General features: G+C 71.9%; 10 protein-coding genes. 6 read left to right on the forward strand and 4 right to left on the reverse strand.

Going from position 1 to position 12,830, the window contains the following annotated elements; genetic code table 11:
- The first annotated feature begins 181 nt into the window (after positions 1-181).
- The 4 genes from gap (at position 182) to secG (ending at position 3,668) form a co-directional block, all read left to right on the forward strand.
- Positions 182-1,186, forward strand: a complete 1,005-nt coding sequence (gene gap, locus FM110_RS11260) for a type I glyceraldehyde-3-phosphate dehydrogenase (RefSeq protein WP_087104853.1) — start codon at positions 182-184, stop codon at positions 1,184-1,186.
- Between the two features lie 129 nt (positions 1,187-1,315).
- Positions 1,316-2,515 carry a phosphoglycerate kinase gene (locus tag FM110_RS11265; protein ID WP_159458072.1) on the forward strand — a complete coding sequence of 400 codons (1,200 nt, stop codon included), beginning with the start codon at positions 1,316-1,318 and terminating at the stop codon, positions 2,513-2,515.
- Complete coding sequence (gene tpiA, locus FM110_RS11270; RefSeq protein ID WP_087104855.1) at positions 2,512-3,288, forward strand: triose-phosphate isomerase; 777 nt, start codon at positions 2,512-2,514, stop codon at positions 3,286-3,288. Before FM110_RS11265 ends, tpiA begins: the two co-directional genes overlap by 4 nt.
- 119 nt (positions 3,289-3,407) lie before the next feature.
- Positions 3,408-3,668, forward strand: a complete 261-nt coding sequence (gene secG, locus FM110_RS11275; RefSeq protein WP_087104856.1) for a preprotein translocase subunit SecG — start codon at positions 3,408-3,410, stop codon at positions 3,666-3,668.
- A 135-nt stretch (positions 3,669-3,803) separates the two neighbouring features.
- Here secG and pgl read toward each other — a convergent pair whose 3' ends face one another.
- The 4 genes from pgl to tkt all read right to left on the reverse strand — a co-directional run bounded on the left by pgl (position 3,804) and on the right by tkt (position 10,555).
- The gene (gene pgl, locus FM110_RS11280) at positions 3,804-5,498 is read right to left on the reverse strand and encodes a 6-phosphogluconolactonase (protein ID WP_087104857.1); all 1,695 of its coding nucleotides are present in this window, start codon (positions 5,496-5,498) and stop codon (positions 3,804-3,806) included.
- Positions 5,495-7,099, reverse strand: coding sequence for a glucose-6-phosphate dehydrogenase (gene zwf, locus FM110_RS11285; protein WP_087104858.1), 1,605 nt, complete (start codon positions 7,097-7,099; stop codon positions 5,495-5,497). The genes pgl and zwf overlap by 4 nt, the downstream gene beginning before the upstream one ends.
- Before the next feature lie 137 nt (positions 7,100-7,236).
- Positions 7,237-8,349 carry a transaldolase gene (tal, locus tag FM110_RS11290; RefSeq protein ID WP_087104859.1) on the reverse strand — a complete coding sequence of 371 codons (1,113 nt, stop codon included), beginning with the start codon at positions 8,347-8,349 and terminating at the stop codon, positions 7,237-7,239.
- 109 nt (positions 8,350-8,458) lie between these two features.
- The gene (gene tkt / locus FM110_RS11295) at positions 8,459-10,555 is read right to left on the reverse strand and encodes a transketolase (protein WP_087104860.1); all 2,097 of its coding nucleotides are present in this window, start codon (positions 10,553-10,555) and stop codon (positions 8,459-8,461) included.
- Positions 10,556-10,849: 294 nt separating this feature from the next.
- On the opposite strand from tkt, the gene FM110_RS11300 reads away from it, so the two are divergent.
- Both FM110_RS11300 and FM110_RS11305 read left to right on the forward strand, forming a co-directional pair.
- On the forward strand, positions 10,850-11,809 hold the full coding sequence (locus FM110_RS11300) for a heme o synthase (RefSeq protein ID WP_200810229.1): 960 nt from the start codon (positions 10,850-10,852) through the stop codon (positions 11,807-11,809).
- Between the two features lie 36 nt (positions 11,810-11,845).
- Positions 11,846-12,808, forward strand: a complete 963-nt coding sequence (locus tag FM110_RS11305) for a site-specific tyrosine recombinase XerD (protein WP_087104862.1) — start codon at positions 11,846-11,848, stop codon at positions 12,806-12,808.
- Positions 12,809-12,830: the final 22 nt, after the last annotated feature.

A 12,830-nucleotide genomic window follows, 5' to 3' on the forward strand; every position in this document is an offset into this window, starting at 1 on the left:
GTGCTACGCGGTCGCCGATGCTCGAAAAGCCGTCCGGATCGGGACCCGCAGGGTCGTGATCCGCGGCCTCGACTTGGTACGCTCGAGACATTCCGGCGCGCACGCGCCGGGTGACCCCGGTGCCGCGACACGCGGCGCCACAGCGTTCCCGCGGCCTCGCGCCGCGACACAAGGAGGAACAGTGACTGTCAAGGTCGGAATCAACGGGTTCGGTCGCATCGGCCGCAACTTCCTTCGCGCCGCCGTCGAGCAGGGCGCGGACCTCGAGATCGTTGCGGTCAACGACCTCACCGACAACAAGACCCTCGCCCACCTGGTCAAGTACGACTCGATCCTCGGCCGCTTCGACGGCGACGTCACCTTCGACGACGAGTCGATCACGATCGCCGGCACCAAGGTCAAGGTCTTCTCTGAGAAGGATCCGGCCAACATCGACTGGGCCTCCACCGGCGCTCAGATCGTCATCGAGTCCACCGGCTTCTTCACCGACGCCACCAAGGCGAAGGCCCACCTGGGCGAGACCGTCAAGAAGGTCATCATCTCCGCTCCGGCGAAGAACGAGGACGCGACCTTCGTCGTCGGCGTGAACGACGCCGACTACGACCCCGAGAAGCACGACATCATCTCGAACGCGTCCTGCACCACCAACTGCCTCGCGCCGCTGGCCAAGGTCCTCAACGACGAGTTCGGCATCGTCAAGGGCCTCATGACCACCGTCCACGCGTACACCGGCGACCAGCGCCTGCTCGACGCGCCGCACAGCGACCTGCGTCGCGCCCGCGCCGCCGCCCTGAGCATCATCCCGACCAAGACCGGTGCGGCCGCGGCCGTGGCCCTGGTCCTGCCGGAGCTCAAGGGCAAGTTCGACGGCTACGCCCTCCGCGTTCCCACCCCGACCGGCTCCGCCACCGACCTCACCTTCGAGGCGTCGCGCGAGGTCACGGTCGAGGAGGTCAACGCCGCGGTGAAGAAGGCCGCCGAGGGCCCGCTCAAGGGCGTCCTGGCCTACACCGAGGACCCGATCGTCTCCAAGGACATCGAGACCGATCCGCACTCGTCGATCTTCGACGCCGGTCTCACCAAGGTGATCGGCAACCAGGTCAAGGTCGTCTCCTGGTACGACAACGAGTGGGGCTACTCCAACCGCCTCGTCGACCTCACCGCTCTGGTCGGCAAGAGCCTCTGATCCTGCTCGGCATCCGCTGACAGATCGCATGGGAGCCCGTCCGGCACCGGCCCTCCGGGGACGCGATGCCGGGCGGGCTCCCGTCGCATCATCCGCATCATCGAACGTTCTCCCAAGGAGCACCACGTGCTGAAGACCATCGAGTCCCTCGGCGATCTGCGCGGCAAGCGCGTTCTCGTCCGCAGTGACCTCAACGTGCCGCTGGACGGCACCCGCATCACCGACGACGGCCGCGTCCGCGCCTCCGTCCCCACGCTCAAGGCCCTCCTCGACGCCGGCGCCCGCGTCATCGTCGTGGCCCACCTCGGTCGCCCGAAGGGCGCGCCGGAGGAGAAGTACTCCCTGCGCCCCGTCGTGTCCCGCCTGTCCGAGCTGCTGGGCACTGAGGTCAAGTTCGCAACCGACACCGTAGGCGAGTCCGCCCAGGAGACCGTCGCCTCGCTCGCCGACGGCGAGATCGCCCTGCTCGAGAACGTCCGCTTCAACGCGGGCGAGACCTCGAAGGACGAGGCCGAGCGCCGCGCCTTCGCCGAGCAGCTGGCCGCCCTCGCGGACGCGTACGTCTCCGACGGCTTCGGCGTCGTGCACCGCAAGCAGGCCTCCGTCTACGACGTGGCGCAGCTGCTGCCGGCCGCCGCGGGCTCGCTCGTGCGCAACGAGGTCGAGTCCCTGCGCAAGGTGACCGACGACCCGGAGCGCCCGTTCGTCGTGATCCTTGGCGGCGCGAAGGTCGCCGACAAGCTCGGCGTCATCGAGAACCTGCTGACCAAGGCCGACCGCATCATCATCGGCGGCGGCATGGCGTACACCTTCCTCAAGGCCCAGGGCCACGAGATCGGCAAGTCCCTCCTGGACGCCGAGCAGGTCGACACCGTCAAGGGCTACATGGAGACCGCGGAGAAGAACGGCGTGGAGCTCGTCCTGCCCGTCGACACGGTCGTCGCGGCGGAGTTCTCCGCGGATGCCGAGTCCGAGGTCGTCCCGTCGACCCAGATCCCGGCCGACAAGGAGGGCCTGGACATCGGCCCGAAGACGGCCGAGCTGTTCGCCTCCAAGATCGCCGACGCGAAGACCCTCTTCTGGAACGGCCCCATGGGCGTGTTCGAGTTCGAGAAGTTCGCGGAGGGCACTCGCGCCGTCGCCGAGGCCGTGGCCTCGTGCGAGGGCTTCACCGTGATCGGCGGCGGCGACAGCGCCGCGGCCATCCGCAACCTCGGCTTCGATGAGAGCCGCTACTCGCACATCTCCACCGGTGGCGGCGCGAGCCTCGAGCTGATCGAGGGCAAGGAGCTTCCCGGTATCGCGGTCCTCGAGGAGGGCACCAAGTGACCACCCGCACCCCGCTCATGGCGGGCAACTGGAAGATGAACCTGGACTGGAAGCAGGGCCTGTCCCTGGTCGAGGACCTGGGCGATGCGCTCAAGGCCTTCGACATGTCCAAGGTCCAGGTCGCCGTGTTCCCCCCGGCAGTGAACATCCGCACCGTCCAGACCGCGATCGAGGCCAACCGCTACCCGATCGCCTACGGCGCGCAGGACATCTCCGAGCACGTCGAGTTCGGCGCCTACACGGGTGAGATCGCGGGCAGCATGCTGACCGCACTGGGCTGCACCTTCGCCCTCGTGGGCCACTCGGAGCGCCGCCAGTACCACGGCGAGGACGAGAAGGTCACCAACGCCAAGGTCAAGGCCGCGCTCGAGGTCGGGCTGTCCCCGATCCTGTGCGTGGGCGAGCCGCTCGAGGTCCGCAAGGCCGGCGAGCAGGTCGCGCACACGCTCGCGCAGGTCGACGGCGGCCTCGAGGGCCTCTCGGCCGATGACGTCAAGAACGTCGTCATCGCCTACGAGCCCGTCTGGGCCATCGGCACCGGCGAGGTCGCGACCCCGGACGACGCCCAGGAGGTGTGCGCGGCCATCCGCGCCCGTCTCGCGGAGCTGTACGACGAGTCGGTCGCCGAGACCGTGCGCGTCCTGTACGGCGGCAGCGTGAAGTCCGCGAACGTCGCGGAGCTCATGGAGAAGCCGGACGTCGACGGCGCCCTCGTGGGCGGCGCGTCGCTGAAGGCGGATGAGTTCTCCAAGATCGCTGGTTACCAGGGCTGATTCGCCAGGCATCGGGCTGTCTGCCCGATGCCTCACGCCGCAGGGCCGGTTCCTCCACGGGAACCGGCCCTCGCGGTATCCTGGACCGGCTCGTCGTCCCCTGAGAAAGGCGCCCCTTCGTGGACCTCTCGCTCGTCAAGACCATCCTGCAGGTGCTGCTGGCGGTCACCGGCCTCCTGCTGGTGCTCCTCGTGCTGCTGCACCGCGGCCGCGGCGGCGGTCTGTCGGACATGTTCGGCGGCGGCATCTCCGCCGGTGCCGGCTCCTCCGGCGTGGCCGAGCGCAACCTGAACCGGCTGACGGTGGGCGTCGCGATCATCTGGGCGCTGTGCGCGATCGGGCTGGGCATCATCGCCCGCATCATCGCCGTCACGGGCTGAGCCCCGCAGCACCTCCAGCGCACGAGGAAGCCCCGCACCGATGGTGCGGGGCTTCCTCGTTCCTGCGCCGGGGAGGCGCGCGGCGAGCGACAGGGACCCCTTCAGCGTCCCCGTCACCGCCCGCCGCCGCGGCTCTCAGAGCCCGCTCGCGGAGTCCTCGTCGAGGTACCAGGTAGTCGACTCGAGACCGCGCACCGCGGAGGACGGGCAGGCCCAGGGATCGATGCCGGCGTGCGCCCGGGCGACGGCCTCGGCCTTCTCCGCCCCCGCGGCCAGCAGCACCACGTGGCGCGCCGAGTTCACGGCCGGCCAGGTGAGCGTGATGCGCTCCGGCGGCGGCTTGGGGGAGTCGCGCACCGCGGATGCCGTCAGCGTCGTCTCCTTCTGGTCCGGATGCTCCGGGAACAGGGAGGCGATGTGGCCGTCCGGTCCGACGCCCAGCAGGAGGACGTCGAAGAACGCCCGACCGCGAGTGTGGAACGGGACGTCGCCGCCCGCCATGTCGAGCTGCTGGCCGTACCAGGCGGCGGCGTCGTCCAGGCCCATGCCCGAGCTCGTGGACGGCATCGGGTGCACCCGGTGCGCGGGGATGCCGAGGGCCTCGACGAACGACGCCCGCACCGCGAGGTCGTTGCGCTCGGGGGAGTCGGCGGCGACGAAGCGCTCATCGCCCCACCAGACCTCGATGCGCTCGGGGTCGACGCCCGCGGCGGAGAGCTCGCGCGCGAGCTTCCCGGCGGTGGGGATGCCCACGGTGCCGCCAGTGAGGACGACATGCGCCAGGCCGCGCTCGGCGATCGCCGAGCGCAGGTGCTCCGCCACCGCGGCGGCTGCCGCGTCGGAGACGGCGTCCTTGTCCGCGCTGACCACGTCGGTGGGCTCGGGCTTGCCGGAGGCAAAGGTCGAGGCGTCGTCGATGCCGGTGAAGGCGTGGCAGAGGGCGTCCCCGTAGACCTCGTCGGGATCGAGGCGGCGCAGCTCCTCGGAGAGGCATTCGAACAGGGAGCGGCGCGGGATCGTCACGTGCTGGTCGGAGGCGTCGCCCGGCAGGTTCATGACGATGGAGTCGCCGCTCTCGCGGCGCAGCGCGATCTCTCCGTCGGGGCGGACCAGGGTCACGCCGGACAGGCCGATCTCCTCGGCGGGCCCGGGGACGATCTGCGCCTCGACGCCGAGCTCCTTCTCGAGCCATGAGGCCATGAGCAGCACCGACGGGTCGTCGACCGTGCCCTCGACGGTCACGGAGGTCGGGGCGGCGAGAGGGGGGATCTCGACGGCGGAGGCGATGAGCCCGCGCCAGTGGGTGATCCGCGACCAGGACAGGTCCGTGTCCCCGCTGCGGTAGCCGCGGCGCAGGCGCTTGAGCATCGACTCGGGCGAGTCGGACTGGCGGGCATCGGTGATGCGGCGCTGGGCCATGGATCCGAGCACGTCCTGCCCGGGGGAGGACGGGGCGGCGCCCGGCCACCAGGCGACGATCGGCGCATCGGGGAGCAGCAGCGGGGTGATGAGGGTGTCGAGGGAGCTCGCGACCTGCCCGCGGACGCTCAGCAGCACGATCTCGCCGGCGCCCGCATCGCGGCCCACACGGATCTCGGCATCGAGGCCGTCGGCCGCGGCCTCGGGCTCGGTCTGCAGGACGAGCACGCGGCAGGGGTGCTCGCGGCTGGCCTGCACGGCCGCGGAGAGCGGCTCGGCGAGGTCCTCGGTGCCCGCGACGATCAGGAGCGTGAGCACGCGGCCCTGCGCGGCAACCGCGAACTCCTCGCGCATCTCGATGAGGCGGCGGTCGACCGCCGATGCGGTGGTGTCGGTCAGGGTGGTGATCACGGTCGCCTCCAGGTACGCCCGTCGCGGGCGAGCATCTCGTACGCGGTCTCGGGGCCCCAGGTGCCGGCGCGGTAGGGCGCCGGGGGCATGTGCTGGGCCCAGAACTCGGTGATGGGGTCGAGGATCCGCCAGGACAGCTCGACCTCCTGCTGCCGCGGGAACAGCGGCGGATCGCCCAGGAGCATGTCGAGGATCAGCCGCTCGTAGGCCTCGGGGGACTCCTCGGTGAAGGAGGAGCCGTAGGCGAAGTCCATCGTAACGTCGCGGACCTCCATCTGGGTGCCCGGCACCTTGGAGCCGAAGCGGATGGTGACGCCCTCATCGGGCTGAACGCGGATCACGATCGCGTTCTGCCCCAGGTCCGCGGTGTCGGTGTCGCGGAAGGGCAGGAACGGGGCGCGGCGGAACACGACGGCGATCTCGGTGACCCGTCGGCCCAGGCGCTTGCCGGCGCGCAGGTAGAACGGGACGCCGGCCCAGCGGCGGGTCGCGAGGTCGAGGCGGATCGCGGCAAAGGTCTCGGTGGTGGAGTCGGCGGGGATGCCCTCCTCCTCGAGGTAGCCCTTGACGAGCTCGCCGCCCTGCCAGCCGCCCACGTACTGCCCGCGGGCGGTGTGCTGGGCGAGGTCGGCGGGCAGCTCGATCGCCTTGAACACCTTCTCCTTCTCGGTGCGCAGGTCCGCGGCGTCGAAGGAGACGGGCTCCTCCATCGCGGTCAGGGCGAGCAGCTGCAGCAGATGGTTCTGGATGACGTCGCGCGCCGTCCCGATGCCGTCGTAGTAGCCGGCGCGGGAGCCGATGCCGATGTCCTCGGCCATCGTGATCTGCACGTGGTCGACGTAGTTGGCGTTCCACACGGGCTCGAACAGCTGATTGGCGAAGCGGAACGCCAGGATGTTCTGGACGGTCTCCTTGCCGAGGTAGTGGTCGATGCGGAAGACGTCCTCGGGGCGGAACACCTTCTCGACCACGTCGTTGAGCTCGCGGGCCGACGCGAGGTCGTGGCCGAAGGGCTTCTCGATGACGACGCGGCGCCAGGAGCCGTCGCGCGGCGTGTTGAGCCCGGAGTTCGCGAGCTGCTCGCAGACGTCGGGGAAGGCGCTCGGCGGGATCGACAGGTAGAAGGCGTGGTTGCCGCCGGTGCCGCGGGTGCGGTCGAGCTCGCCGACGACCTCGGTGAGGCGCTCGAAGGCGGAGGCGTCGTCGAACGCGCCGGTGACGAAACGCAGGCCCGCGCGCAGCTGCGCGAACACGTCCTCGACGAAGGGCGTGCGGGCACCGGCACGGACGCTCTCCTCGACGTAGTCGGCGAAGTCGTCATCGCTCCATTCGCGGCGGCCGAAGCCGACGAGGCCGAAGGCCGGGGGCAGCAGGCCGCGGTTGGCGAGGTCGTAGATCGCCGGGAGCAGCTTCTTCTTGGCGAGGTCGCCCGTGACACCGAACATGACCATCGAGCAGGGGCCGGCGATGAGCGGCAGGCGCCGGTCGCGCGGGTCGCGCAGGGGGTTGTCGGCGCCGACGGCCGAGGTGTCGGCCAGGCGCTGGCCGACGCTATCGCTGTCGCGGGGCTCGGTCTCCGAGCCGATGGGCGTGGGGGTCATAGGTGTCCTTCCGACACGGGGGATGGCAGGGCCGAGGACCGGCCGACGTGCGGCGCGGCCGGTCCTCGGAGCAGAGATGCGGACCTGGTGACCCAGGACCCGCTGGCGAAGGCCCAGGCGGCTGAGGCCCAGGCGGCTCAGGGGCGCGCGTCGCGGGCGGCCGCGCCGACGGTCTCCAGGAGCTCCGTCCAGGCCTTCTCGAACTTCGCGACGCCGTCGCGCTCGAGCTCCTCGCAGACCTCGGCGAGATCCACGCCCGCACCGGCGATCCGCTCGAGGACCGCGGCGGCCTGCTGGGCCGTCGCGGCGTCGAGCGGCGCACCGGGCCGCCCATGGTCGGCGACGGCCCGGAGGGTCTTCTCCGGCATGGTGTTGACCGAGGGCCGCGCCACGAGGCTGTCGACGTACAGGGTGTCGGAGTAGTCCGGGTTCTTCACGCCGGTGGAGGCCCACAGCGGACGCTGCGGGGCCGCGCCCGCGGCCTCCAGCTCGTGGAAGCGCTCGGTGGCGAACGCGTCGAGGAACTCCCCGAAGGCGACGCGGGCGTTGGCGACGGCCGCCTGGCCGACGAGCTGCGCGGCCGGGCCGCCGATCGCCGCGAGCCGGGAGTCGACCTCGGTGTCCACGCGCGAGACGAAGAACGAGGCGACAGAGCGGATGCCCGCGAGATCGATGCCGGCGTCGCGGGCGCGCTCGAGACCCGCCAGGTACGCGTCGATGACCGCCCGGTAGCGCTCGACCGAGAAGATGAGCGTGACGTTCACGCTGATGCCCCGCCCGATCACCTCGGTGATCGCGGGCAGCCCCTCGGCCGTGGCCGGGATCTTGATCATCACGTTCTCGCGGCCGACCAGCTCGTGCAGGCGCACGGCCTGCTCGATCGTCGCCGCGGTGTCGCGGGCCAGGCGCGGGTCGACCTCGATGGAGACGCGGCCGTCGGTCCCGTCGGTCGCGGCGTGGAGATCGGAGAACAGGTCGCAGGCGGCGCGCACGTCGTCGGTGGTGAGGACCTCGACGATCCCCTCGGCGTCGCGGCCCTCCGCGGCCAGGCGCGCGATGTCCTCGTCGTAGGCGGACGTCCCGGCGATGGCGGCCTGGAAGATCGAGGGGTTGGTGGTGACGCCCGCGACGTTCACGGTGTCGATGAGTCGCTGCAGGTCGCCGGAGGCGAGGCGCTCACGGGAGAGGTCGTCGAGCCAGATGGAGACGCCGGCGTCGGTCAGGGCCTGGGTGCGGGTGTTCTGGGTCATGGTCTGCGCTATTCCTGGGATCCGGGGCGGGAGAGGGGCTCCCGCGCGAGAGGGGGAGGTGAGGGGTGCGGGGCGGGACGATGCTGGTCGTCCCGCCCCGCGCCCCGTGTCAGCCGCGGACGGCCGCGAGGGACTCCCGGGCCGCGTCGGCCACGGCCTGGGAGGTGATGCCGTACTTCTCGAAGAGCGTCCCGGCATCGGCCGAGGCGCCGTACTCCTCGATGGACACGGCGCGGCCGGCGTCGCCGAGGAAGCGGTGCCACGGCATGGCGATGCCCGCCTCGACGGTCACGCGGGCGCGCACCGCGCTGGGGATGACGCTCTCGCGGTACGCCTCGTCCTGGGCGTCGAACCACTCGACGCAGGGCATCGAGACGACGCGGGCGGCGATGCCGTCGGCGGCGAGGGACTCCTGGGCCTGCAGCGCCAGCTGCACCTCGGAGCCGGTCGCGATGAGGACGACCTCCGCCTCGCCGGAGGCGGCGTCCTTGAGGACGTAGCCGCCGCGGGCCAGCTCGGAGGCGGGCGCGAGCTCGCTGCGGTCGAGCGTCGGCACCGCCTGGCGCGTGAGGATGAGGCCGACGGGCCCGTCGCGGTGCTCGAGCGTCGCCTTCCACGCGGCCGCGGTCTCGTTGGCGTCCGCGGGGCGCACGACCGAGAGGTTCGGGATGGCGCGCAGCGCGGCGAGGTGCTCGATCGGCTGGTGGGTGGGGCCGTCCTCGCCCAGGCCGATCGAGTCGTGCGTCCACACGAAGATGTCGTCGACGCCCATGAGGGCAGCGAGGCGCACGGCGCCGCGCATGTAGTCGGCGAACTGCAGGAACGTGCCGCCGTAGGCGCGGGTCAGGCCGCCCGCGTTGATGCCCGTGAGGATCGAGCCCATCGCGTGCTCGCGGATGCCGAAGTGCAGGGTGCGGCCGTAGGGGGTGCCCTGGAACTCGGGGGTCGAGCGCTCCTCGGGGATGAAGGACGGCTCGCCCTTCATCGTGGTGTTGTTCGAGCCGGCGAGGTCGGCGGAGCCGCCCCACAGCTCGGGCATGACGGGAGCCAGCGCGGCGAGGACCTGCCCGGAGGCGGCGCGCGTGGCGACGCCCTTGGCGGAGGCCTCGAAGGCGGGGAGGGCGTCGGCGAGGCCCTCGGGCAGGCGGCCGGCGCTGAGGCGCTCGAGGAGCTCAGCGCCCTCGGGGTTGCCCTGCTTCCAGGCGGCGAGCTGCTCGTCCCAGGCGGCGTGGGCCTCGCGGCCGCGCTCGACGAGGCCGCGGGTGTGCGCGAGCACGTCCTCGGCGACCGCGAAGGACGCCTCGGGGTCGAAGCCCATGGCGGTCTTGAGCGCGGCGACCTCCTCGGCGCCGAGGGCCGAGCCGTGGGAGCCGGCCGTGCCCTGGGCGGAGGGGGCCGGCCACGCGATGATCGTGCGCAGGCGGATGAACGACGGCTTGTCGGTGACCTTCTGGGCGGCGAGGATCGCGTCCTTGAGCGCGGCGAGGTCCTCGACGTACTCGGAGCCGCCGCGCCAGTCGACCGTCTGGACGTGCCAGTCCAGCGCCTCGTAGCGGGCGGCGGTGTCCTCGGTGAAGGCGATGTCGGTGTGGCCCTCGATCGTGATGTCGTTGTCGTCCCACAGGACGATGAGGCTGCCGAGCTGCTGGGTGCCCGCGATCGAGGAGGCCTCGTTGGTGATGCCCTCCTGCATGTCGCCGTCCGAGGCGATCACGTAGGTGAAGCGGTCGAACGGGCTGGTGCCCTCGGGGGCGTCCGGATCGAGGAGGCCGCGCTCGCGGCGCTGCGCCATCGCCATGCCGACCGCGGTCGCGAGGCCCTGGCCGAGCGGGCCCGTGGTCGTCTCGACGCCCTTCGTGTGGCCCCACTCGGGGTGGCCGGGGGTCTTAGAGCCCCACGTGCGCAGCGCCTCGATGTCCTCGAGCTCCAGGCCGAAACCGCCGAGGAACAGCTGCACGTACTGGGTCAGGCTCGAGTGGCCCGCGGAGAGCACGAAGCGGTCGCGGCCGAGCCACGCGGTGTCCGAGGGGTCATGGCGCATGATGTCCTGGTAGAGCAGGTACGCCGCGGGGGCCAGGCTGATCGCGGTGCCCGGGTGGCCGTTGCCGACCTTCTCGACGGCGTCCGCCGCGAGGGCGCGCGCGGTGTCGATCGCGCTCTTGTCGAGGTCGGACCAGCCCTCGGGGGCCTTGAAGTTGTCAGTCACGCGTGCAGCTCCTTCATTCGTGGCGCGGGACCCGCGGGTGCCGCGGGCCGATGCCTCCATCGTAGTCGCGGGCGCCTCGACGGCTCCTGAGGCGTCCGTCCGTTGCCGCCCGTCGCCGGCGCGGCAGGCGTGCGAGGTCGGTGAGGCGCGCGGGACGCGCCGGGGCGGGCGGTGACCCTGTGCTCCGCGCACGCCGTCGTCTAGCATGGAAGAGCTGCCGTCGCCCCCGACGCAGCCGATCCGGTTCCGCCGCCCCCAGCGGTCCGGACCCCACGCGCGGAAGGACGGTGGCCGGTGACCGCCACGGAATCGACCGGGACGACGACGGCGTCGAGGACGACGCGGTTGGATGGTCCCGAGCGCCGCTGGCTCGGGCGCACCCTGCGCGCCTACGTCGCGCTGACCAAGCCGCGGATCATCGAGCTCCTGCTCATCACGACCATCCCGACGATGTTCCTCGCGGCCGGCGGCTTCCCCCGTCCGCTGCTCATCGTGTGGACGCTCGTCGGCGGCTACCTCGCGGCGGGCGGCGCGAACGCGCTGAACATGTACCTCGACCGCGACATCGACGCGCAGATGCGCCGCACGCGCAACCGCCCGATCGTGACGGGCGAGGTGAGCCCGCGCGCCGCCCTCGTCTTCGGCATCGTGCTCTCGATCATCTCCGCCGTCTGGCTCGGTCTGCTGGTCAACCCGATGTCCGCGGCCCTCGCCGTCGCGGCGATCCTGCTGTACGTCGTCTTCTACACGATGATCCTCAAGCGCCGCACGAGCCAGAACATCGTCTGGGGCGGCGTCGCGGGCTGCATGCCGGTCCTCATCGGCTGGTCCGCGGTGACCGGGACCGTCTCGTGGACCGCCGTGATGCTGTTCCTCGTCATCTTCTTCTGGACCCCGCCGCACTACTGGCCGCTCGCGGAGAAGTTCACCAAGGACTACGAGACCGCGGGCGTCCCCATGCTCCCGGTGGTCGCCTCGCGCCGCACCGTCTCGTACCAGATGATCGGCCACACCGTCGCGATGATCGCCTGCTCGCTGGCGATCGTGCAGCTGGGCGGCACCGGACCCGTGTACCTCGTCGCGTCCGTGGCCACCGGCGCCTGGTTCCTCTGGCTCGTGCTGCGCTACGCCGTGCGCGTCCACCGCGGGCTCACGGGCAAGGCCCTCGGTCCGATGGTCGTGTTCCACGCCTCGATCACGTACCTGACGCTCCTGTTCGTCGCGCTCGCCATCGACCCGTTCGTCCGGTTCTGACGCACCCGTGCACGGTGCGCCCGACGTGACTGCCCGATGACCGATCACCCGGCGCGGCGCGGCGATGCCCGCACCCTCGAGCAGTACCTCGCGCACCTGCGCGTCGAGCGCGGTCTGGCGGCCAACACCGTCGCCGCCTACCGCCGCGACCTGACGCGCTACCTCGACCACCTCGCGTCCCAGCAGGTCGAGCTGGCCGCTGCGTCCCCGGCCGATGTGACGGCGTGGATGCGGGCGGTGCGCACCGGCGAGGACGGTGGGACCGCCCTGGCCGCCAGCTCCGCGAGCCGGGCTCTGGCCGCGGTCCGCGGGCTCCACGCCTTCCTCGAGGGGGAGGGCGAGACCCCGGCCGGGGACCCGACCACCGCGCTGCCCGCTCCCTCCCGCTCCCAGCGCCTGCCCCACCCGATCTCGCTGGACCAGGTCGAGGCTCTGCTGGACGCCGCCGCGCGACCGCGCAGCGGGATGCTGCCCGCCGAGCGGGCGCTGCGCGACCGCGCGCTGCTGGAGATCCTCTACGGCCTCGGCGCCCGCATCTCCGAGGCGGTCGGCCTGGACATCGACGATCTCTCGATCCCGGAGCGCCAGGCCGTGCTGCGCGGCAAGGGGGACAAGCACCGGGTCGTGCCCGTCGGCTCCTACGCACTCGATGCGGTCTCCGCGTACCTGACGCGGGGGCGCCCGGCGCTGGCCGCCCGCGGGAAGGGCACCCCGGCCCTGTTCCTCGGCTCCCGCGGCACCCGGCTCACCCGGCAGGCCGCCTGGGGCATCGTCCAGGACGCCGCGGAGGCCGCCGGTCTGCGCGAGCACATCAGCCCCCACACCCTGCGCCACTCGTTCGCCACGCACTTGCTGCACGGCGGAGCGGACGTGCGCTCGGTCCAGGAGCTCCTGGGGCACGCGTCGGTCACGACGACGCAGCTGTACACGCAGGTGACCGTGGACTCCCTGCGCGAGGCCCACGCGGCCGCCCATCCGCGGGCCGTCCGCGGGGCTTAGACTTGGGCGGCCCGATCCGCAT

It is taken from the genome of Brachybacterium nesterenkovii, from assembly GCF_900163655.1.
Taxonomy (GTDB): domain Bacteria; phylum Actinomycetota; class Actinomycetes; order Actinomycetales; family Dermabacteraceae; genus Brachybacterium; species Brachybacterium nesterenkovii.